Here is a 21,543-nt window from a genome sequence, read left to right as displayed (position 1 = left end):
GTTTAGCCAATCAGGAGTCAGAAATGAGCCAAGTCACTGTGCGTTCCGTGGTCTACCAGATTGATGGCCAGCCTTATGAAGGTCGGTTGGCGTTTGATGCCGAACACAAAGGTGCGCGTCCGGGTTTGTTGATGGCGCCGAACTGGATGGGTGTCAGCGCTGGTGCGGAAGACATCGCCAGGTCGGTTGCGGCCGAGGGCTATGTGGTGTTGATTGCTGACGTCTACGGTCAGTCGGTGCGTCCGCAGAATGCCGATCAGGCTGGCGCGGCGATGATGCCGTTGAAGAACGATCGTGCGTTACTGCGCAAGCGCATGCAGGCGGCTTTCGAGCAGTTGCAGGCGCAGGGTGAGGCGGCAGTGGATACCTCAAAACTGGCGGTGTTCGGTTTCTGCTTTGGCGGTTGCTGCGCGCTGGATCTGGCTCGCACTGGCGCTCCGGTGAAGGCGGCGGTGTCGTTCCACGGCACGCTGGACTCGCCGAATCCGGCCGATGCTAACAACATCAAAGGCTCGGTTCTGGTGCTGCATGGCGCTTCCGATCCATTGGTGCCGAAAGAGCAGTTGCCGGCGTTCGAAGATGAAATGAATGCGGCGGGTGTCGATTGGCAGTTGTTGAGTTACGGCGGTGCGGTGCACTCGTTTACCGATCCGCATGCGAACGTGCCGGGCAAGATGATGTATGACGCGAAGACCGCTGCGCGGGCGTTCAAGTCGATGCATGATTTGCTGGATGAAGTGTTTAAAGGCTGAAAAGCCCCTCACCCTAGCCCTCTCCCTGAGGGAGAGGGGACTGATCCCGGGATGCTGAGTGTTTATGCCGACCTGAAAGCACTTTGCCGAATCCATAATCGACAAAATCTTCCAGGTCGATGTATTACGCCAGACACTTCGGTCGGCCCCCTCTCCCTGTGGGCGGTCCGACGTTTCGGGAGGGCTGGGGTGAGGGTAAGGAGGTCTAACGCGGCAACTCAATCCGCTCAACTTCCCCCGGCACCGTCGGCCAATCCCCAGCCGCCCACTTGCGCCGCGCTTCATCAATCGCCGCCGGATCACTCGCGACAAAATTCCAGTTGATCCGCCGTGGCCCATCCAGAGGCGCACCCCCGAACAACACCGCGTGACAGTCACTGTCAGCGAACAGACTTATCTCTTCGCCCGCCGGCAACACCACCAGCGCATGCGGCTTCACAGTCTCGCCATTCAACTGCGCATCGCCACTCAACACATACAACGCTCGCTCTGCATGCTCGGTCGGAATCAACAGCGTGGTCGCCGTCTGCATTTTCAACTCGGCATACAACGTAGGAGAAAGCACCGGCACCGGCGATTCCAGGCAAAAGCCTGACCCGGCAATCATGCGGATCTGCACGCCGAGGTTATCGCTGACCGGCAACGTCGAAGCCGGGTGATGGTTGTAATGCCCCGGGCCTTGCTCATGGTCTTTCGGCGAAGCCAGCCAGATCTGCAAGCCATGAAACCTGAAACCACTGTCCTTCAACGGCTGTGGCGTGCGCTCGACGTGAGCAATCGCGCTCCCCGCCGTCATCCAGCTGACATCACCAGCACTCACAACCTGGTCCGAACCGAGGCTGTCCTTGTGCTGGATCTGCCCTTCAAATAAATAGGTGAGTGTCGACAGACCGATGTGCGGATGCTGTCGGATGTTCATACCTGTGCCAGGCGGATAAACCGTTTCGAGCATGTGGTCGAAAAACACGAAAGGCCCGACGCTGCGGCATTTGGCTGACGGCAGCGGGCGCAGAATCGGCTGGCCTTCGACGTCTTCGGCGCGCGGGCGGATGATCAGAAGTGGAGTGTTCATGGTGCATTCCAGGCTGAGCGGGCGATGCGCGAAGCATAACCCGCCGCTGTAGTCGGAGTGATTACTGGCTGTCGAAGCCTTGTGGGGCGTGGGTTTCGATGGTGACTTCGCTGGTGGTCATCAGCTTGTGAATCGGGCAGCGGTCGGCCACGCGATGCAATTCTTCACGCTGAGCATCGGTCAGTACGCCTTTGAGCGTCAGGGTAACGTGCAGGGCGTATTTGCCTTTTTGCTCTTCGCTGTTGTCGCGTTTGACCTCGACGCCCACGCCGGTCAGCGGGATATCTTTCTTCTTCGCGTACATCTTCAGCGTCAAGGCTTTGCAGGCGCCCAGAGCAGCATCGAAGTAATCGTGCGGCTCGGGTGCCGAGCCTTCGCCACCCGCAGCGACCGGGGCATCGGCAAACAATTCATGCTCATCGATCTGTACGGTGTGACGCAAACCTTCGGCGGAGACGGTATTGACGGTAACAGTCATGTGAACCTCGCATGCGGTTGGAAAAGTCATTCGATCAGAAGACCTTGCAGGTATAGAGCATTCCGACAGAGTCGCGTTCCACTTTGTTGCCGGCTGAACCCTGCTCGTGCGGCGGAGGTCTAGGCTATGCCTATCTGCCGGAGAACGCTTGTGTCCTTGTATCGTCTGAGTCTTGCCTGCCTGTTGATGTGTGCCGGCGCTGCGCATGCGCGGGAATACACCTACAGCGACGCGCACCTGCATTACGTGGATTTTTTCCAGGAAAGCGCGGGCATGCCGAAATTGCTGACGGCCATGAAAGAAAATTCCATCGAGCATGTGATGATTTCCGGCATTCCCGTGGCCAAGAAGTGGCACGAAGACGAACCCAAACGACCGCGCTATTACGCTGGTGACGACGCGGATGCCTATTGGTACAGCGCGACTGACGTGATCATCGCTGACGCGGTGCAGAAACTGACGCCCGATCAACGCCAGCACTTCCATCCATTCCTGTCTGGCTTCAACCCCAACGACAAGAACTCCGCTGCGCACATTCAGCGCATGCTCGATCTGTATCCGGGCCTGTGGCAGGGCATTGGCGAAGTCTTCACCCGGCATGACGACCTGACGGCGCTGACCTCCGGCGACACGCCGCGAGCCAACAACGAAGCCATGACCCGTATCTATCACCTCGCGGCAGAAAACGATCTGCCGGTGATGGTGCATTCCAACATCACCTCCAAGCGTGAGAAGAATCCGCTGTATTTGCAGGAAATCGAGCAGCCGCTACGTAATCATCCGCACACGCGGATTATCTGGGCGCACGCCGGCACCAGCGCCGAGATTCACCGGCATCAAACCCAACTGGATTTTCTGCTGCCGACGCTGACGCGCATGCTTGAGGCCTATCCGAATCTGTACGTCGATCTGTCGTGGAGCATGCTCACGCCCTATCTGCTGGACGAGCAGGGCAAACCGCGCGCGGAGTGGCTGGCATTAGTCGAGCGACATCCGGAGCGCTTCATGCTCGGCTCCGACGTCGTAGGACGTTTCGACAAGCTCGGTAAGGAAATGCACAGCTTCAAGCCGTTCCTCGATGCTTTGCCAGCGGACGTGGCGCAAAAAGTCGCGCGAGATAACTTTCTGGCAATCTTGCCGCGAACGGTCGTGAAGTCCGCACAATAGCGCTGAATCGTTAATGCCGAGTGTTCGAAGTATCAAGGCTCTTTGATATCACGTTTTGGTCTTACGCAAATTAGCAAAGGGCCGATACCTTCTAGAGCAACCAGCTGCAGGGTTGATGCAGCGCTTTTGGAAGGAACCAGAGCAATGAGTATCCGTAGTCTCAATATTGCGCCGCGGGCCGGACTGGGTTTTGGCCTGCTGGCGTTGATGGTGTTCGCCCTCGGTGCGTTCGCTTTGCTGCAAATGTCCAACATGCGTGCCCAATCCGATCAGGTCGACAACAACTGGCTGCCAAGCGTGATGGCGGTCGGTGAAATGAGTCAGGACATGCTGCGCCTGCGTGCGCTGACCATGCGCCTGCTGCTTAATCGCGATCCGCAGGCACTGGAACAGAATATCGCCAAACTCACCGAGCTGCGCGGCGTGCTCAGCGAGGCCCAGCAACGTTACAACGTGTTGATCGTGTTGCCCGAGGAGCGCGCGCTGTTTGATCGCTTTAAAACTGCCGAGCACAAGTATCTGGAGTTTCAGGCACAGGTGATGACGCTGTCGGCGCAAGACCGGGTGGACGAGGCCGCGGCGATTCTCAATGGCCAGATGAGCCCGTTGGCCGACGAAATTGCCGTCACGTTGCGTGAGCTGGTCGAGCTGAACAAACACAACGCCAACCTGGCTACTGAAGCGGCGCGGCTGGTGTTCAGCAATTCGCGGGTGTGGGTCGGGGTGATGATCGGCGTCACTGCGTTGATCACTATTGCGCTGGCATTGGCGCTGACCCGCAGCATTGTCCTGCCGCTTTCGCAATCGTTGAATGTCGCTGAAGTGGTGGCCAGTGGCGATCTGACCGGTGATATCAACATCTCCGGCAAGGACGAACCGGCGCGCCTGCTGCAAGCGTTGCAGGCCATGCAACACAACCTGCGCGAAACCATTCGGCGTATTTCCGAGTCCTCCAGCCAATTGGCATCGGCTTCGGAAGAGCTGAGCTGCGTCACGGAAGACGCCACCCGCGGGCTGCATCAGCAGAGTCTGGAAATCGAGCAAGCGGCGACGGCGGTGAATCAGATGACTGCGGCGGTTGAAGAGGTGGCCAGCAATGCGGTGGCCACTTCCGAGGCCTCGCGCGAGTCGGATCGCATTGCTCAGCATGGTCGCGAGCAAGTGCGGCAAACGGTCTCTTCGATCGAGTTACTGGCCGGCGACGTCACTGCCAATGCCACGCAGGTCGAAGATCTGGCGCAAAAGGTCTACAGCATCAGCAAAGTGCTGGACGTGATTCGCTCGATTGCCGAGCAGACCAACTTGTTGGCGCTCAACGCGGCGATCGAGGCTGCACGGGCCGGTGACGCCGGGCGTGGTTTCGCAGTGGTGGCGGACGAAGTGCGCGCGCTGGCGCATCGCACGCAGCAATCGACGCGAGAGATCGAGCAGATGATCGGCGGGATTCAGCAGGGTACTGATTCGGCTGTCAGCTCGATGCAGCAAAGCAACGTGCGCGCGCGTTCGACGCTGGAGTTAGCCAAGGCCGCCGGGGTGGCGCTGGAGGAGATTGCTTCGGCGTTCACCCTGATCAACGAGCGCAATATGGTGATTGCCAGTGCCTCGGAAGAGCAGGCAGCGGTGGCGCGCGAGGTAGATCGCAATCTGATGAATATTCGCGATCTGGCGATGCAGACGTCGGCGGGAGCGAATCAGACCAGTGCAGCGAGCCAGGAACTGTCGCGGCTGGCGGTGGATTTGAACGGGATGGTGGCCAAGTTTTCGGTCTGAAACGTACCCCTGTAGGAGCTGCGGCACGCTGCGATCTTTTGATTCTGATCTCGCTGCTTACGATCAAGATCAAAAGATCGCAGCCTGCGGCAGCTCCTACAAGAGGGGCGTGTTGCATGCGAAAAAAAGCCCCACATCTGCGGGGCTTTTCACATCGATCGGATCAGCTGCCTTTGACAGCCTTGCCGTTGACCGTGCCGTCAAGAAGCATGATGTTGTACTCCTTGCCGTCAGTCTCAACCTGTTGCAAACGCACCAGCAGGTAATCCCAATCCTTGGCGAACCACAGAACCGTGATGCGCTTGCTCTGAGTCGGGTCACGCACGCGCTCGACCTTGATCGCATCGATCTGGCCAGCCTTGGTTTCGACTTTCTCCGAACCCAGCACGCGGAAGTCGTAAGTGTCGACTTCGCCATCATCAACCACCTGATAGCTCATGCTTTTCTTGCCGGCGGCGACGTCATGTTGCAGCGCCAGTTGGTAGGTGGATTTGTCGACCATGCCGCGGTTCAGCGGGATTTTCACCGCGTCGCCACGGTCGGTACCGGTCACAAGTTTGTTGGCCCAGTCGAAGTCCAGATCGGCCTTCTTGGCTTTGCCCAGACCACCACGTTCGAAGTGGTAGGACTGCGGCAGCAGCGTGTCCTTGTCCAGCGTCAGAGTGCTGGTCTCGGTCAGGCTGGCGATCATCATCGAAGCCTTGAAGCTGAGGGTCCAGACGCCTTTGGCATCCTTGGTCAGGCTGCGTTCGGCAGTGCCGCTCATCGGCAGCTGTTTCCAGTCGGCGGTGTAGCTGGCGGAGAACGGTTGAAGGTCTGCAGCCTGTGCGAAAGGCATGGCGAGCAGAGCGCAAGCGAAGAGCAGGGCGCGACGCATAATATCTCCTAGTTACGAATCAAGTGACCGCTGGCCGCGAGTGGCTGGCCGTCCAGTAAAGCACCTTGCTCGCCGAGGCTCAGCCGTCCTTCGGCGAACCAGCGTACGGCCAGCGGATAGATCAGGTGTTCCTGAACGTGAACCCGTTGCGCCAGACTTTGCGGCGAATCGTGCAACTCTACCGGTATTACTGCCTGTACGACCAGTGGTCCGCCATCGAGTTCCTCGGTGACGAAGTGCACGGAGCAGCCGTGTTCGGCATCGCCGGCCTCCAGCGCGCGCTGATGAGTGTGTAACCCTTTGTATTTGGGTAGCAGCGACGGATGGATATTGAGCAGGCGACCGTGATAGTGACGCACGAAGTCAGCGCTGAGAATGCGCATGAAACCGGCCAGTACCACGAGTTTCGGATTGAAGGCGTCGATCAGTTCGACCAGAGCGGCATCGAAGGCCTCGCGACCTTCGAAAGCCTTGTGATCCAGCGAGCGGGTTTCGATACCCGCGTCTCTGGCGCGTTGCAGGCCGTAGGCGTCGGCGCGGTTGGAAATCACCGCGGCGATGCGGACCGGGCTGTCGCCGGTCCGCGTGCTGTCGATCAAAGCCTGCAAGTTACTGCCGGTGCCGGACAACAGCACCACGACATCACAGGTTGCGGACATTAATGAGCCTTAAGGTTCTTCAGTTCAACCTGAGCAGCGCCTTCGGCAGCTGCAGCGATCTCGCCGATGACCCAAGGCTGCTCGCCAGCTTCGCGCAGGGTGTTCAGAGTGATTTCAACGTGCTCTTGCGCCACGCAGATCACCATGCCCACGCCGCAGTTCAGCACGCGGTGCATCTCGGTTTCGTCAACGTTGCCTTTCTCTTGCAGCCAGTCGAACACCGCAGGGCGGGTCCAGCTCGCCACGTCAACGATGGCCTGAGCGCCTTTAGGCAGAACGCGCGGGATGTTGTCGAGCAGGCCGCCACCGGTGATGTGGGCCATGGCTTTAACGGCGCCGGTGTCTTTGATCAGCTTGAGCAGCGGCTTGACGTAGATGCGGGTCGGGGCCATCAGCAGGTCGGTCAGTGGTTTGCCGTCGAGCTGGGTGTTTTCGATGTCGGCGCCGGATACTTCGATGATCTTGCGGATCAGCGAGTAGCCGTTGGAATGCGGGCCGGACGATGGCAGGGCGATCAGCGCGTCACCAGTGGCGACTTTCGAGCCGTCGATGATGTCGGCTTTTTCCACGACGCCGACGCAGAAACCGGCCAGGTCGTAGTCTTCGCCTTCGTACATGCCTGGCATCTCAGCGGTTTCGCCGCCAACCAGCGAGCAACCGGACAATTCGCAGCCAGCGCCAATGCCGGTCACGACTTGGGTCGCGGTCTCGACATTGAGTTTGCCGGTAGCGTAGTAGTCGAGGAAGAACAGGGGTTCTGCGCCGCACACCACCAGATCGTTGACGCACATGGCGACCAGATCGATGCCGATGCTGTCGTGCTTGTTCAGGTTCAGAGCCAGACGCAGCTTGGTGCCGACGCCGTCAGTACCGGACACCAGCACTGGCTGCTTGTAGCCGGCCGGGATTTCGCAGAGGGCGCCGAAACCGCCCAGGCCGCCCATGACTTCCGGGCGCGCAGTGCGCTTGGCGACGCTCTTGATGCGTTCGACCAATGCTTCACCGGCGTCGATGTCTACACCGGCGTCCTTGTAGCTCAGGGAGGGTTGCTTGCTCATGATCCAGGCCTTTAGGGGGGATTTCTGGGTAACGACCGAATTCAGCGGGGACGCCAAAATCGACGGGGCGATTGCCTCACGCGATTTTCATGACGCCCGGCTGTTGCCGGTCTGCGAAGGCGCGCGATTTTATCAGGCTTGAGGGGCAGCGGCCATCCTCGCGCCGACGGGCAGGGCCATATCACCGGAAAAATTTTGCAATCGAAGGTTTAGAAGCTGTTAAGGGTGCCTGTATAAGGTGTGGCGATTAACCGTCTATCGTTACCACTGTGCAAAAACTTACTGCCAGCGTGTGAATGTTTTGTAACGGCCGGGGGTCACAGCCATTGCTCAACCGGTTCACGCGGCCTGTTCCAGCCGCTCCTGTCGACGGGAATTCTCCATGCGTTTTTGTAAATTGTTGTGTGTGGGCTGTTTGTCTCTGGTCAGCCTGGCGAGTCATGCCGAAAATCTCAAAGGTCTTTATCAAGTGCGTGAGCCAGTCAGCGGCCAGACGCCTGAGGAGCGTGATCGCGCGACGCAGGCTGCGCTGGACACGCTGGTGCTGCGCCTGACGGGCGATCCGAAAGCCGTGCAGAACCCAGGGCTGGCGCCAGTGCGCAAGGACCCGCAACAGATCATCAGTCAGTTCGGCTTCGACGCCGGGCCGCCGGAAGTGTTGAAGGTCGATTTCGATCCGGGCACTACCGAGCAGGCATTGCGCCGCGCCGGGCTGGCGTTGTGGGGCGCCAGTCGGCCGTCGATTCTGAGCTGGTGGCTGAACGATTCCGCTGAAGGTTCGAGTCTGGTTGGCGATGGTCAGGCGACGGCGGCGCCGTTGCGCCGCGCGGCTCAGCATCGTGGTTTGCCACTGCGTCTGCCGCTGGCTGATCTGAGCGAGCAACTGGTGGCTACCGGCCCAGTCCTCGAAGGCGCGGACCCGGCGCCGTTGCGTGATGCGTCTGAGCGCTATAACGCTGACGCCTTGCTGGCAGTGCATGCGCGTGAAGAGGGTGGGCAATGGCAGGCCAAATGGCAGCTGTGGCTTGGCGATAAAAAAGAAGCGGGCAACGTGCAGGGCGCCGATCAGGCTGCGGTCGCTGATGCGGTTATGCTGGCGGTCACCGCGCGGTTGGCGCCACGCTTTGTTGCCAGGCCAGGCGCTTCGGGCCAGCAGACCCTGGAAGTGCAGGGCATGAATCTTGAGCATTACGCAGCACTGTTGCGGTTACTCGAACCGTTTGGCGTGCGTCTGCAGAGTGTTGACGGCGATCGTATTGTGTATCGCGTGAATGGCAGCGCCGATCAGATGCGTGCGCAATTGTCGCTGGCCAAGTTGCAAGAGTTGCCGGCCGAAGCGCCGGCGCCGGTAGCGGCGCCGCAGCCTGCGGTTCCCGGTGCAGCGCCGGTTGCTGCTCCGGCTCCGGCACCTGCCGCGCCGTCATTGCGTTTCCGTTGGTAAGTCTTTCCCTATATAGATGAAGCAGGAGTGGTAAATGGCCGATACACGGCGTTGGTTCTGGCTCGGTGGGGTTGTCCTGCTTTGCGCATTTGTCTGGTTGCTGCACCCGATCCTGACGCCGTTTCTGGTGGCGTTACTGCTCGCTTATCTATTCGATCCGCTGGTGGATCGTCTGGAGAAGTTGGGGTTGTCGCGCACCTGGGGCGTGATTTCGGTATTTGCGCTGTTTACGCTGATTGTCACCGCGCTGATGCTGGTGCTGGTGCCGATGCTCGCCAGGCAACTGATGCGCCTGTATGAACTGGCGCCGCAAATGCTCGACTGGCTGCAACACACGGCCGTGCCATGGGCGCAGGCCAAGCTCGGATTGTCGGACGGGTTCTGGAAGTTCGATAAAGTCAAAGCGGCGATCAGTGAACACATGGGCCAGACCACTGATATCGTCGGTGTGGTACTGAGTCAGGCTACCGCCTCGAGTCTGGCGTTGATCGGCTGGCTGGCGAATCTGGTGCTGATCCCGGTGGTGAGTTTCTATTTGCTGCGCGACTGGGACGTGATGATGGCCAAGATCCGTAGCCTGCTGCCGCGTGATCGCGAGGAGCGTGTAGTGGCACTGGCTGGCGAATGCCACGAAGTGCTCGGCGCGTTCGTACGTGGGCAATTGCTGGTGATGCTGGCGCTTGGTGTGATCTATTCGGCGGGTCTGATGATTGTCGGGCTGGAACTGGGCCTTTTGATCGGTTTGATTGCCGGTCTGGCGGCGATTGTGCCGTATATGGGCTTCGTGATCGGTATCGGTGCGGCGTTGATCGCCGGGCTGTTCCAGTTTGGCGGAGATCTGTACCCGATGATCGGAATCGTTGCTGTATTCATGGTCGGTCAAGCGCTGGAAGGCATGGTGCTGACACCATGGCTGGTGGGTGACCGCATTGGTCTGCATCCGGTGGCGGTGATCTTCGCGATCCTGGCGGGTGGCGAGTTATTCGGGTTCACCGGTGTGCTGCTGGCATTGCCGGTCGCGGCGGTCATCATGGTGCTAGTGCGTCATATGCACGATGTGTACAAGGACTCCGACATTTACAGCGGCCTGGATGAACCCAAGCTGTAATCATCGCGACGGGCCGCCCGGTGGATAACCGGGTTGGCCCGTGTTCTGCAGGTGATACTTGTCTCTGCAGCGTCAGTAAAACTGTCATAAAACCGCTGCATTAACGCAAACCTTTGATTTTGCTTGGGGTCTGTCGCATTGTGCGCTCCGCTTGACGGGTATAAACTTCCGCTCACTTTACACAGAGGCCACTAACGGTTCCTTGAGAACTGTTCAGTCAGCATGAAACCGATTCAGCTGCCCCTAGGTGTGCGTCTGCGTGACGACGCCACCTTCATCAACTACTACCCAGGCGCCAATGCCGCTGCACTCGGCTATGTCGAGCGCCTCTGCGAAGCCGACGCCGGCTGGACGGAGAGCCTGATTTATCTGTGGGGCAAGCACGGGGTAGGGCGTACGCATCTGTTGCAGGCTGCGTGTCTGCGCTTCGAACAGATGGGGGAACCGGCGGTTTACCTGCCGCTGGCCGAGTTGATGGATCGCGGCGTGACCATCCTCGACAACCTTGAGCAGTACGAACTGGTGTGCCTGGATGACTTGCAGGTGATTGCCGGCAAGGCTGACTGGGAAGAGGCGATGTTTCACCTGTTCAATCGTCTGCGTGACAGCGGTCGGCGCTTGTTGATCGCCGCATCGACTTCGCCACGTGAGTTGCCGGTCAAATTGGCTGACTTGAAATCACGCCTGACCCTGGCGCTGATTTTCCAGATGCGTCCTCTTTCCGACGAAGACAAATTGCGTGCGCTGCAATTGCGTGCCTCACGTCGCGGTCTGCACCTGACCGATGAAGTCGGGCATTTCATTCTGACTCGCGGCACGCGCAGCATGAGCGCACTGTTTGATCTGCTGGAGCAGCTCGATCAGGCGTCATTGCAAGCTCAGCGCAAGCTGACCATCCCCTTTCTGAAAGAAACCCTCGGCTGGTGAGACCCGCTTGAAACGTAGCTTTCAGCGCGTTTCGGCATCTTTCAGGCGCCAGAAAATCCGCTTTCCGGCACGGTGTGCCAGCTGCGTATCGTTTCAAATGGGCTTAAGCGCTTAGATGTAAACGAGAAACTCGGAAGTCACAAAAAGATCGATTGAATTTGCAAATGAGGATGATAGCGGGCATAGTCTCGGCTTCTTTACAACTATCAGCCACGGTCGTGCCCATGCTAAAGCGCTTCGCACCCCTCGTGCCTCTCGCACTCGTCACCCTGTTATTCGGTTGCGCTGCTCATTCTCCAGTCCAAGAGCAGCCCCAACAGGTTAAAAATTCTGCCACTGCTCAGTCTTCCGTTATTTATCAGGAAGAGCTGGACACCGAAAAAGAACTGGCCAATTTCAACGGCAGCAAGCCTTACCAGCTTCCAGTTCTGGCTGACAGCATCCTTGAACGCGGCATGTCCCTGATCGGTACCCGTTACCGTTTCGGTGGTACCTCTGAAGCCGGTTTCGATTGCAGCGGTTTCATTGGCTATCTGTTCCGCGAAGAGGCCGGCATGAACCTGCCGCGTTCTACCCGCGAAATGATCAACGTCGATGCACCTCTGGTTGCGCGCAGTAATCTTGAGCCGGGCGATTTGCTGTTCTTCGCCACTAACGGTCGTCGCGGTCGCGTAAGTCACGCCGGGATCTACCTGGGTGACAACCAGTTCATCCATTCCAGCAGTCGTCGCAGTGGCGGTGTTCGCATCGACAGCCTGGGTGACAGCTACTGGAGCAAGACCTTCATCGAAGCCAAACGCGCTTTGGCGAACGCGCCTACCGTGGTTACCGCTCGCAAGTAATCACCCTGTTGTCGCCACGTCCGTGGCGACAAAAACGGCCCTTCAGGAGTAATAGACCTAAACTTTACAAGGTGAAGTTAAAGTCTTACTTGAAGTTTGCCGCGTAGCCGCTAGAATCCTGAATCTATATTGATGGCAAACCGCCTGCGTCTGACGCAGGCGGTTTTGTTTTCTGTCGAATCGGCAGTTAAAGCCGCAGCCAGATCAGGATGTTCTGCTTATGACGATGTCGGCCCGCCTCACCTTCATGCTTTTCGCAGCGCTGCTCAGTGGCTGCGCCAGTCGCACGCCGCCGCCCACGCCGGTTGTACGCGCGCCGGTCGTGTTCAGTCCTTCTCAAAGTTTTTCGCCTGCTGCCGAAGACGTGCTGTTCCGCGCGCTCGGGCTGGTAGGCACGCCTTATCGCTGGGGCGGCAACACGCCGGATTCAGGTTTTGATTGCAGCGGTCTGATCGGTTTTGTCTACCGCGATGCGGCCGGCATCAGCCTGCCGCGTTCGACCCGCGAGCTGATCGTGATGCGGGCGCCGAATGTCGGCAAAGAAGGCTTGCAGACCGGTGACCTGATCTTCTTCGCCACCAATGGCGGCTCGCAGGTCAGTCATGCGGGGATTTACGTCGGAGAAGGGCGCTTCGTGCATGCACCAGCGACTGGCGGCACGGTGAAACTGGACAGTCTGTCCAAGGCTTATTGGCAGAAAGCTTACTTGAGCGCCAAACGAGTGTTGCAGCCGGAGCATCTGGCGCATAACCCGTAACCCAAGCTGCACAAAACAAATGTGGGAGCCAGCAGGCTGGCTCCCACATTTTTTTTATGCGTCAGGCAATGATCGGTTATTTGCTGGCCGAAACCCGCCACACCTTGTTCCCCACGTCATCCGCGACCAGCAATCCACCCTGCTGATCAATCACCACGCCCACCGGGCGACCCAAGGCATTTTCATCCTTGTCGAGGAACCCGGTCAGCACATCCACCGGTTTGCCAGTCGGCTTGCCCGCCGCAAACGGCACGAAAATCACTTTGTAGCCACTGTGCGGTTTACGGTTCCACGAGCCGTGCTGGCCGATGAATGCGCCTTCCTTGAATTGCGCCGGCAGCGTGTTGCTTTCAGCGAATGTCAGACCCAGCGAAGCAGTGTGTGGGCCGACCGCGTAATCCGGCGCGATTGCCTTGGCTACCAGATCCGGACTCTGCGGCTCGACGCGGACATCGACGTGCTGACCGTAATAGCTGAATGGCCAGCCATAGAAGCCGCCATCCTTGACCGACGTGATGTAGTCTGGCACCAGATCGCTGCCGATCTCGTCACGCTCGTTGACTGCCGTCCACAATGCACCGCTCTGCGGCTCCCAGGCCAAGCCGTTGGGATTACGGATACCCGAAGCGAATATGCGGTGATTGCCTGTAGCGCGATCCACTTCCCAGATCGCCGCGCGACCTTCCTCTTTATCCAGCCCGTTCTCGCCGACGTTGCTGTTCGAGCCGACGGTCACGTACAGCTTGCTGCCGTCCTTGCTGGCGATGACGTTTTTGGTCCAGTGATGGTTCAGCGTGCCGCCGGGCAGATCCACGACTTTGATCGGCTGGGTCTTGATCTCGGTGGCGCCGGCTTCGTAATGGAAGCGCAGCAGCCGATCGGTGTCGGCGACATAAAGGTCATTGCCGACCAGTGTCATGCCGAACGGCGAGTTGAGATTTTGCAGAAACACCGTGCGCGTCTCAGCCACGCCGTCGTGGTCGGCGTCGCGCAACAGGGTGATGCGATTCGGACTCGGCACACCGGCACCGGCACGGCCCATGACTTTTTCCATCACCCAGCCACGAATGCCTTTGCCGTCATCAGGTTTGGGCGGCGCATTGGTTTCCGCGACCAGCACGTCACCATTCGGCAGCACATACAGCCAGCGTGGATGGTCGAGGTTTTCCGCGAACGCTGCGACCTGAGTGCCGGCCGCCGCCGTCGGTTTCGCCCCCGCCGGCCAGCCGACTGCCGGGGCGATGTTCACCGTCGGGATCAGGGTTTTGTTCGGTTCTGGCAGCTTCGGTGACGGGCCGGTGCCGTCGATGACTTGCAGGCTGGAGGATTCACCACAGGCGGCGAGCCCTCCGGCGAGCGCGATGACAAAAACGAGCTGGGGCTTGCGCATTGCTGATCTTCCCTATGAATGCATTGTTAATCATAGAGAAGCGTACAAGCCCGATGGTTCAACTGCTCAGCCGCGCGCCTCTTTGAACAGCACGGCGATGCCCGGATGATAGTTGCCGGCGTCGCTGTGCAATTTGCGGTAGGCGTAGGGGAAATACCAGGCCACGGCGCAGGTGTTTTCCTTTTGCAGGTCGTCGACCATGTCCTGCAATTCTTCCGGGCTGGCGCTGTGCTGGGCCTTTTGCGGGGCGACGAACAGGCAGCCGAGTTTGAGGTCGCTGGCGTAGCTGATGCGCTTGGCTTCGCTGGTGATATCCGCCAGGGCTTGAGTCAGATTCAGGCTGTTGACTCGCGGCCAGCGCTGAGTCGCCTGAATGAATGCGCGGTCTTCGGCCCCGGCGAGAAACAGATCGGCGCGCGCATTGCGCTCGCCTTCCTCGTTCTGCTTGCGCGTGGCCGTATCGCGCAGCGTAACGAACTCGGCCATCCACGCGGCTGCCGAGAGCAGGCCGAGGTTGGCTTTTTCGTCATGCCAGTACGGCGTGTCGTTGTCGCCGCGCACGGCGTTGTAGCGGTCGATACAGTCAAACCAGCGTTCCAGCACCGGGCGCAGGAACTCCAGTCGCGGGTTGCTGATGATCATGCCTTGCATGGTGCACTCCCTTGTTATTGTGATGGCGCTTTTTTGGTAAAAGCATGGCTCTTTGATATCACTGCTGAGAGTGTGGCACAACAATGGCGGTATATATTTGATCGGCGGCAGTTATTACGCGAGCGCGCCCCTCTTTAATTGACGCTCCACCCCCAACCCTCTAACCTTCGCCGCTTGTTTCAGGTGCTCTGTGACGTACGTCGACAGAGTGAAACAGGGAAGCCGGTGAGGATTGTCTTCAAGCGAAGACCGATCACGATCCCGGCGCTGCCCCCGCAACGGTAAATGAGTAAAAACTGCGTCTGATGCCACTGCTGAACAAGCGGGAAGGCGCGCAGTCCGACGAATGCGCCGCTCATGAGCCCGGAGACCGGCCTGATCCATCCAGCGGCATCACGGTGGGCGATGCCAGGCTTTTTGCCGTCTATTCTTGTGCCTGCCCGCCGTTATCCAGCCTCAACGGAGAGCTCCCCCATGACCGATTCCCCCGAGCGCGACGAACGCCATCTGGCGCGCATGCAGCGTAAAAAAGCCGTGATCGACGAACGCATCGCCAATTCGCCGGACGAGTGCGGCCTGGTGCTGGTGCTGACCGGCAACGGCAAAGGCAAAAGCAGTTCGGCGTTCGGCATGCTCGCTCGCGCCATGGGCCACGGTATGCAGTGCGGCGTGGTGCAGTTCATCAAGGGCCGCAACAGCACGGGTGAGGAATTGTTCTTCCGTCGCTTCCCCGAGCAAGTGCGCTTCCATGTGATGGGCGAGGGCTTTACCTGGGAAACCCAGGATCGCCAGCGCGATATCGCCGCTGCCGAAGCCGCTTGGGAAGTCTCTCGTGAACTGCTGCGCGATCCGTCGATTGGTCTGGTGGTGCTCGATGAACTGAACATCGCGCTCAAGCACGGGTACCTCGATCTCGATCAAGTGCTCAGCGATTTGCAGGCGCGTCCGCCGATGCAGCATGTGGTCGTCACCGGGCGCGGCGCCAAGCCGGAAATGATCGAGATGGGCGACACGGTCACCGAGATGGGCATGCTCAAGCACGCCTTCCAGTCCGGGATCAAAGCGCAGAAAGGCGTCGAACTTTGAAGCAACCACGTCACTGCCCGGCGGTACTGATCGCCGCGCCGGCCTCCGGTCAGGGCAAGACCACCGTCACCGCTGCGCTCGCTCGTTTGCATCGCAATCAGGGGCGCAAGGTGCGCGTGTTCAAATGCGGCCCGGACTTTCTCGACCCGATGATCCTCGAGCGCGCCAGCGGTGCGCCGGTCTATCAACTGGACATGTGGATGGTCGGCGAACAGGAAAGTCGCCGCTTGCTGTGGGAAGCCGCCGCCGAAGCCGATCTGATTCTGATCGAAGGTGTGATGGGGCTGTTTGACGGCACGCCGTCGAGCGCCGATCTGGCGCGGCACTTCGGTGTGCCGGTGCTCGGCGTGATCGACGGCACCGCCATGGCGCAGACCTTCGGCGCACTGGCGCTGGGCCTGGCGCGTTATCAGCCGGACTTGCCGTTTGCCGGGGTGTTGGCCAACCGCGTCGGCACGCTGCGGCATGCGCAATTGCTTGAAGGCAGCCTGACTGAAGGGCTGCGTTGGTACGGCGCATTGTCGCGCGAGACCGGCATCGAACTGCCGAGCCGTCACCTCGGACTGGTGCAGGCCAGCGAGCTGAATGATCTGGACGTGCGCCTCGACGCCGCTGCCGATGCACTGGCCAGCAGTTGCGAGGTAGCGCTGCCACCGGCCGTCGAATTCGCCGCGCCGGACGAGTTGGTCGTCGAACCACTGCTCAAAGGCGTACGGATTGCCGTGGCCCGCGATGAAGCCTTTGCCTTCACTTACGGCGCCAGCCTTGATCTGCTGCGCGCAATGGGCGCCGAATTGAGCTTCTTCTCGCCGATCCGCGACACGCAAATCCCCGAGGCGGACAGTTTGTATCTGCCTGGCGGTTACCCGGAATTGCACCACGTCGCGCTGGCACAGAACACCTCGATGCTTGATGCGATCCGCCAACATCACGCGGCCGGCAAACCGCTGCTCGCCGAGTGCGGCGGCATGCTCTATCTGCTCGATTCGTTGACTGATGTCGAAGGCACCCGCGCCGAACTGGTCGGCCTGTTGCGCGGCGATGCGACGATGCAGAAACGTCTGGCGGCGCTGGCGTTGCAGGACGTCGAAGTGCCGGAGGGCGCACTGCGCGGCCACACTTATCACCATTCCCTGACCACCACCGAACTGACACCGATTGCCCGAGGCCACAGCCCCAACGGCGGACGCGGTGCGGAAGCGGTTTATCGGCAGGGGCGGATGACCGCGTCTTACGTGCACTTTTATTTTCCGTCGAATCCTGTGGCTGTCGCTGCTCTGTTTACACCAGACCTTGAGGCCGCCATCGCTGGCAAGTCGAATCGTCGCACCGCAGCTCCCACAGGGGATTGCGTTTCGTCAGGTATTGCACCGCCCACTGTGGGAGCTGGCCTGCCAGCGATGAGGCCATGACTGACAACGCATATACCGAAGCCGAACGTGCAGCGGTCTATAAAGCCATCGCCGAACGCCGCGACATGCGCCACTTCAGTGGCGGCACCGTCGAGCCTGACTTGCTGCGGCGTCTGCTCGAAGCCGCACATCAGGCACCCAGCGTGGGCCTGATGCAGCCGTGGCGCTTCATCCGCATCAGCGACCGCGCCTTGCGTGGGCAGATTCAAACCCTCGTCGAAGAAGAACGCGTGCGCACCGCCGAAGCCCTCGGTGAGCGCAGCGACGAGTTCATGACGCTGAAAGTCGAAGGCATCAACGACTGCGCCGAAGTGCTGGTCGCCGCGCTGATGGATGATCGCGAGCGGCATATTTTCGGTCGGCGCACGCTGCCGGAAATGGACATGGCCTCGCTGTCCTGTGCAATTCAGAACCTGTGGCTGGCCGCGCGCGTTGAGGGGCTGGGCATGGGCTGGGTCTCGCTGTTCGAACCGCAAGCGCTGGCTGATTTGTTGAATCTGCCGGCCGGGGCCAAGCCGTTGGCGGTGCTTTGCCTCGGGCCGGTCAAGGAATTCTATCCGGCGCCGATGCTGGTACTCGAAGGGTGGGCGCAGGCGCGTCCGCTTAATGAGTTGCTGTACGAAAATTATTGGGGAGTGAGTCAATGAGTGTGGCGTTGTTGAGTGTCGCCGCAGTGGCGCTGGATGCGCTGCTGGGTGAACCCAAACGCTGGCATCCGCTGGTGGCGTTCGGCAATTTTGCCGGGCGCATCGAGCAACGTTTCAATAGCGGCGGTCGCGGTTGGCGCAGTCATGGCGTCACTGCGTGGGTGATTGCGGTGTTGCCGCTGACCTTGCTCGCCACGGCATTTTCCTGGGCGCCATACGTGGGCTGGATCGTCGAGATTCTCGCGCTGTATTGCGCGCTCGGCATGCGCAGTCTCGGCGAGCACCTCGAACCGGTGGCCAAGGCTTTGCGCAGCGACGACCTGGAAGAAGCACGCAAGCGCGTCGGTTATCTGGTCAGCCGGCAGACCGATGAACTCGACAGCACCGCCGTCGCCCGTGCCGCCACCGAATCGGTACTGGAGAACGGCAGCGATGCGGTGTTCGCCGCGCTGTTCTGGTTTGTCGTGGCCGGCGCGCCGGGCGTGGTGCTCTATCGCTTGAGCAATACGCTGGATGCGATGTGGGGCTATCGCAACGAACGCTTCGAGCGTTTCGGCTGGGCAGCGGCGAAAATCGACGACATGCTCAACTACATTCCTGCACGACTGGTGGCGTTGACCTACGCGCTGCTGGGCAAAACCCGACTCGCCCTCAAATGCTGGCGCACGCAAGCGCCGCAGTGGGACAGCCCCAATGCTGGTCCAGTGATGGCCGCCGGTGCCGGTGCGCTCGGCGTGGAGCTCGGTGGGCCGGCGATTTATCACGGTGAACTGCACCAGCGCCCGCAACTCGGCGAAGGCGCGCCGGCCGATGCCGACTCCATCGACCGTGGCTGGCAATTGGTCCAGCGCGGCGTATGGTTATGGCTGCTGATTCTCTGCGTGGGGGCTGAATTCTATGCTTGAGCACGGTGGCCGGTTGCGCAGGGCGGCGCTTGAATACGGGATCGCCGAGGAAGACTGGCTCGACCTGTCCAGCGGTCTCGCGCCGTGGCCGTTTCCGGTCCCGGACATTCCGTTGCGCGCCTGGGCGCGGCTGCCGGAAACCGATGACGGTCTGGAGCAGGCTGCCTGCGATTACTACGGCGCCGCGCACGTGCTGCCGGTCGCCGGTTCGCAGATGGCCATTCAGTTGCTGCCGCGTTTGCGCCGGGCCGGCAAAGTCGGCGTGTTATCGCCGTGTTATGCCGAACACGCCGAAGCCTGGCGCCGCAGCGGCTACATCGTGCGTGAAGTGCTGGAGCAGGAAGTCGACTTCTTCATCGACAGCCTCGATGTACTGGTTGTCGTTAACCCGAACAACCCGACCGGCCTGAGTCTGACTCCGGCGCGGTTGCTCGACTGGCACGCGCGATTGGCGCAACGCGGTGGCTGGCTGGTGGTTGATGAAGCGTTTATGGACAACACCCCGCATTTGAGCCTGGCCGGGTTTACCCATCTGGTCGGCCTGATCGTGTTGCGCTCGTTCGGCAAGTTTTTTGGTCTGGCCGGGGTGCGACTGGGCTTTGTGCTGGCCGAGCGCAGATTGCTCAAGTTGCTCGCCGAACAAGTCGGGCCCTGGGCCGTCAGCGGGCCGGCCCGTGTACTCGGCCAGGCCTGTCTACAAGACACTGAAGGTCACACGCAACAGCGTATCCGCAGCGACGAGGCCAGTGAACGGCTGGCGTTGCTGCTTGAGCGTTACGGCTTCAAACCTCATGGCGGCTGCGCATTGTTCCAGTGGCTGACCACCGAACAGGCCGCCGAACTGCACGAATTCATGGCCCGACGCGGCATCCTCCTGCGCATCTTCGCGCACAACAGCAGTCTGCGTTTCGGCCTGCCTGCCGATAGCGCCGAAGAAGCGCGTCTCGAACAAGCGCTGCAAGCTTTCGCCAAGGAACGTTCATGACCACATTGATGGTGCAGGGCACCACGTCCGATGCCGGCAAAAGTACGCTGGTCACGGCCCTATGCCGCTGGGCCACACGTCAGGGCATCGCTGTCGTGCCGTTCAAGCCGCAGAACATGGCGCTCAACAGCGCCGTAACCGCTGACGGTGGCGAGATCGGCCGCGCGCAAGCGGTGCAGGCGCAAGCCGCGTTTCTCGAGCCGCACACCGACATGAACCCGGTGCTGCTCAAACCCAACAGCGACACGGGCGCGCAAGTGATCATTCATGGTCGCGCGGTCACCAGCATGAACGCCGTGGCCTATCACGACTACAAAGCCATCGCCATGCAAGCCGTGCTCGCCTCGCATCAGCGCTTGAGCGCGGCGTATCCGCTGGTCATGGTCGAGGGCGCAGGCTCGCCAGCCGAAATCAATCTGCGTGCCGGCGACATTGCCAACATGGGCTTCGCCGAGGCGGTGGACTGCCCGGTTGTGCTGATCGCCGACATCAATCGTGGCGGGGTTTTCGCGCATCTGGTTGGCACGCTGGAGCTGCTGTCGCCGAGCGAACAGGCACGCGTAAAAGGCTTCATCATCAACCGTTTTCGCGGCGACATCGCCTTACTGCAACCGGGCCTCGACTGGCTGGAACAGCGCACCGGCAAACCGGTGATCGGCGTGCTGCCGTACGTGATGGATCTGCATCTTGAGGCCGAGGACGGCATTGATCAGCGCCAGACTGACAAGGCCGAGCAAGTGCTCAAAGTCGTGGTGCCGGTTTTGCCGCGCATCAGCAACCACACCGATTTCGATCCGCTGCGGTTGCACCCGCAAGTGGACCTGCAATTCATCGGCCCCGGCCAGGCGATCCCGCCGGCCGATCTGATCATCCTGCCCGGCTCGAAAAGCGTACGCAGCGACCTCGCGTATTTGCGCGCGAATGGCTGGGACACGGCGATCAGTCGCCACCTGCGCTACGGCGGAAAACTGCTGGGGATTTGTGGCGGTCTGCAAATGCTTGGCGAGCAGGTGCTCGATCCTTTGGGTCTTGAGGGCGCACCGGGTTCCAGTGCCGGCCTCGGCTTGCTCGCGTTCGCCACCCAACTCGAAGCCGAGAAGCAATTGCGCAATGTGCGTGGGCGGCTGGCGCTGGAAGATGCCGAGGTCAGCGGTTATGAAATTCATGCGGGCGTGACCACCGGGCCGGCGCTGGAACAGGCTGCGGTGCATCTGGATGACGGTCGTTGCGATGGCGCACAAAGTCTCGATGGGCAGATTTTCGGCACTTATTTGCACGGGCTGTTTGAGTCGCCGGCGGCCAGTGCGGCGCTGTTGCGTTGGGCCGGGTTGAGCGATGTTCAGGAGGTGGATTACCACGGCTTGCGCGAGCGCGATATCGAACGCCTGGCGGATCTGGTGGAGCAGCACCTCGATACCGATTTGTTGCGTCAGCTCTGTGGGATTTGAGGTGAATTCAATGACCCCATCGCGGGCAAGCCCGCTCCCACAGGTTTGTGAGTTGCTTGATCCACCGCAACCCCTGTGGGAGCGGGCTTGCCCGCGATGGGGCCAGTAGCC

22 protein-coding genes and 1 riboswitch are annotated in these 21,543 nt (G+C 60.3%); of the genes, 15 read left to right on the top strand and 7 right to left on the bottom strand.

Translation table 11 applies throughout. The annotated features are described in order from the left end of the window. Positions 1-23 precede the first annotated feature (23 nt). Positions 24-752: a dienelactone hydrolase family protein gene (locus ACOI8A_RS22960; protein ID WP_420648046.1), complete on the top strand. Its 729-nt coding sequence runs from the start codon at positions 24-26 to the stop codon at positions 750-752. 205 nt (positions 753-957) lie between these two features. Here ACOI8A_RS22960 and ACOI8A_RS22955 read toward each other — a convergent pair whose 3' ends face one another. Both ACOI8A_RS22955 and ACOI8A_RS22950 read right to left on the bottom strand, forming a co-directional pair. After that, the gene (locus ACOI8A_RS22955) at positions 958-1,824 is read right to left on the bottom strand and encodes a pirin family protein (protein ID WP_420648047.1); all 867 of its coding nucleotides are present in this window, start codon (positions 1,822-1,824) and stop codon (positions 958-960) included. A 61-nt stretch (positions 1,825-1,885) separates the two neighbouring features. Next, positions 1,886-2,302 (bottom strand): OsmC family protein, encoded by a 417-nt coding sequence (locus tag ACOI8A_RS22950; protein ID WP_420648048.1) that lies wholly within the window; start codon positions 2,300-2,302, stop codon positions 1,886-1,888. 126 nt (positions 2,303-2,428) lie between these two features. Between ACOI8A_RS22950 and ACOI8A_RS22945 the strand changes: the two genes are divergently transcribed. Both ACOI8A_RS22945 and ACOI8A_RS22940 read left to right on the top strand, forming a co-directional pair. Beyond that, positions 2,429-3,469, top strand: a complete 1,041-nt coding sequence (locus tag ACOI8A_RS22945; RefSeq protein WP_420648049.1) for an amidohydrolase family protein — start codon at positions 2,429-2,431, stop codon at positions 3,467-3,469. 144 nt (positions 3,470-3,613) lie between these two features. Further along, positions 3,614-5,239 carry a methyl-accepting chemotaxis protein gene (locus ACOI8A_RS22940; protein WP_420648050.1) on the top strand — a complete coding sequence of 542 codons (1,626 nt, stop codon included), beginning with the start codon at positions 3,614-3,616 and terminating at the stop codon, positions 5,237-5,239. Between the two features lie 163 nt (positions 5,240-5,402). Here the strand turns inward: ACOI8A_RS22940 and ACOI8A_RS22935 are convergent, their stop codons facing one another. From ACOI8A_RS22935 to purM, 3 genes are read right to left on the bottom strand one after another with little or no spacing between them, the layout of a single operon-like run. After that, positions 5,403-6,116 (bottom strand): DUF3108 domain-containing protein, encoded by a 714-nt coding sequence (locus tag ACOI8A_RS22935; RefSeq protein WP_420648051.1) that lies wholly within the window; start codon positions 6,114-6,116, stop codon positions 5,403-5,405. 8 nt (positions 6,117-6,124) lie between these two features. Further along, a complete protein-coding gene (gene purN / locus ACOI8A_RS22930; protein ID WP_420648052.1) occupies positions 6,125-6,775 on the bottom strand; it encodes a phosphoribosylglycinamide formyltransferase in 651 nt (216 codons plus the stop codon). Further along, the gene (gene purM / locus ACOI8A_RS22925; protein ID WP_420648053.1) at positions 6,775-7,833 is read right to left on the bottom strand and encodes a phosphoribosylformylglycinamidine cyclo-ligase; all 1,059 of its coding nucleotides are present in this window, start codon (positions 7,831-7,833) and stop codon (positions 6,775-6,777) included. Before purM ends, purN begins: the two co-directional genes overlap by 1 nt. Here purM and ACOI8A_RS22920 point away from each other — a divergent pair. From ACOI8A_RS22920 to ACOI8A_RS22895, 6 genes are all read left to right on the top strand, one after another. Beyond that, on the top strand, positions 7,832-7,975 hold the full coding sequence (locus ACOI8A_RS22920) for a hypothetical protein (protein ID WP_420648054.1): 144 nt from the start codon (positions 7,832-7,834) through the stop codon (positions 7,973-7,975). The two genes, purM and ACOI8A_RS22920, sit on opposite strands and share 2 nt — an antisense overlap. 240 nt (positions 7,976-8,215) lie before the next feature. Further along, positions 8,216-9,274, top strand: a complete 1,059-nt coding sequence (locus ACOI8A_RS22915) for a DUF2066 domain-containing protein (RefSeq protein ID WP_420648055.1) — start codon at positions 8,216-8,218, stop codon at positions 9,272-9,274. 34 nt (positions 9,275-9,308) lie between these two features. After that, the gene (locus ACOI8A_RS22910) at positions 9,309-10,382 is read left to right on the top strand and encodes an AI-2E family transporter (protein ID WP_420651429.1); all 1,074 of its coding nucleotides are present in this window, start codon (positions 9,309-9,311) and stop codon (positions 10,380-10,382) included. A gap of 222 nt (positions 10,383-10,604) precedes the next feature. Continuing rightward, entirely contained in the window at positions 10,605-11,309 is a 705-nt protein-coding gene (hda, locus tag ACOI8A_RS22905; RefSeq protein ID WP_420648057.1) for a DnaA regulatory inactivator Hda, read from the top strand. A 224-nt stretch (positions 11,310-11,533) separates the two neighbouring features. Continuing rightward, positions 11,534-12,151: a C40 family peptidase gene (locus ACOI8A_RS22900; RefSeq protein WP_420648058.1), complete on the top strand. Its 618-nt coding sequence runs from the start codon at positions 11,534-11,536 to the stop codon at positions 12,149-12,151. 220 nt (positions 12,152-12,371) lie between these two features. Further along, entirely contained in the window at positions 12,372-12,908 is a 537-nt protein-coding gene (locus tag ACOI8A_RS22895) for a C40 family peptidase (RefSeq protein ID WP_420648059.1), read from the top strand. A 76-nt stretch (positions 12,909-12,984) separates the two neighbouring features. On the opposite strand, the gene ACOI8A_RS22890 is transcribed toward ACOI8A_RS22895, so the two are convergent. Both ACOI8A_RS22890 and ACOI8A_RS22885 read right to left on the bottom strand, forming a co-directional pair. Continuing rightward, positions 12,985-14,298, bottom strand: coding sequence for a PQQ-dependent sugar dehydrogenase (locus tag ACOI8A_RS22890; RefSeq protein ID WP_420648060.1), 1,314 nt, complete (start codon positions 14,296-14,298; stop codon positions 12,985-12,987). Positions 14,299-14,364: 66 nt separating this feature from the next. Further along, complete coding sequence (locus tag ACOI8A_RS22885; RefSeq protein ID WP_420648061.1) at positions 14,365-14,949, bottom strand: hypothetical protein; 585 nt, start codon at positions 14,947-14,949, stop codon at positions 14,365-14,367. Between the two features lie 164 nt (positions 14,950-15,113). Further along, a riboswitch (cobalamin riboswitch) is annotated at positions 15,114-15,343 on the top strand. A gap of 80 nt (positions 15,344-15,423) precedes the next feature. Between ACOI8A_RS22885 and cobO the strand changes: the two genes are divergently transcribed. Genes cobO through ACOI8A_RS22855 form a run of 6 tightly spaced genes read left to right on the top strand, consistent with a single transcriptional unit; the run spans position 15,424 to position 21,432 of the window. Then, entirely contained in the window at positions 15,424-16,035 is a 612-nt protein-coding gene (gene cobO, locus ACOI8A_RS22880) for a cob(I)yrinic acid a,c-diamide adenosyltransferase (protein ID WP_420648062.1), read from the top strand. Further along, positions 16,032-17,447: a cobyrinate a,c-diamide synthase gene (locus ACOI8A_RS22875; protein WP_420648063.1), complete on the top strand. Its 1,416-nt coding sequence runs from the start codon at positions 16,032-16,034 to the stop codon at positions 17,445-17,447. The genes cobO and ACOI8A_RS22875 overlap by 4 nt, the downstream gene beginning before the upstream one ends. Next, positions 17,444-18,094, top strand: a complete 651-nt coding sequence (bluB, locus tag ACOI8A_RS22870) for a 5,6-dimethylbenzimidazole synthase (RefSeq protein WP_420648064.1) — start codon at positions 17,444-17,446, stop codon at positions 18,092-18,094. The genes ACOI8A_RS22875 and bluB overlap by 4 nt, the downstream gene beginning before the upstream one ends. Continuing rightward, complete coding sequence (cbiB, locus tag ACOI8A_RS22865) at positions 18,091-18,999, top strand: adenosylcobinamide-phosphate synthase CbiB (RefSeq protein ID WP_420648065.1); 909 nt, start codon at positions 18,091-18,093, stop codon at positions 18,997-18,999. Before bluB ends, cbiB begins: the two co-directional genes overlap by 4 nt. After that, positions 18,992-19,984 (top strand): threonine-phosphate decarboxylase CobD, encoded by a 993-nt coding sequence (gene cobD / locus ACOI8A_RS22860; protein WP_420648066.1) that lies wholly within the window; start codon positions 18,992-18,994, stop codon positions 19,982-19,984. The genes cbiB and cobD overlap by 8 nt, the downstream gene beginning before the upstream one ends. Then, complete coding sequence (locus tag ACOI8A_RS22855; protein ID WP_420648067.1) at positions 19,981-21,432, top strand: cobyric acid synthase; 1,452 nt, start codon at positions 19,981-19,983, stop codon at positions 21,430-21,432. Before cobD ends, ACOI8A_RS22855 begins: the two co-directional genes overlap by 4 nt. The last annotated feature ends 111 nt before the right edge of the window (positions 21,433-21,543 follow it).

It is taken from the genome of Pseudomonas sp. P4795 (genome assembly GCF_048822895.1).
In the GTDB taxonomy this organism is placed as follows: domain Bacteria; phylum Pseudomonadota; class Gammaproteobacteria; order Pseudomonadales; family Pseudomonadaceae; genus Aquipseudomonas.
The sequence above is the reverse complement of the archived record's forward strand: the minus strand, read 5'-3'. Positions and strand labels throughout refer to the sequence as shown.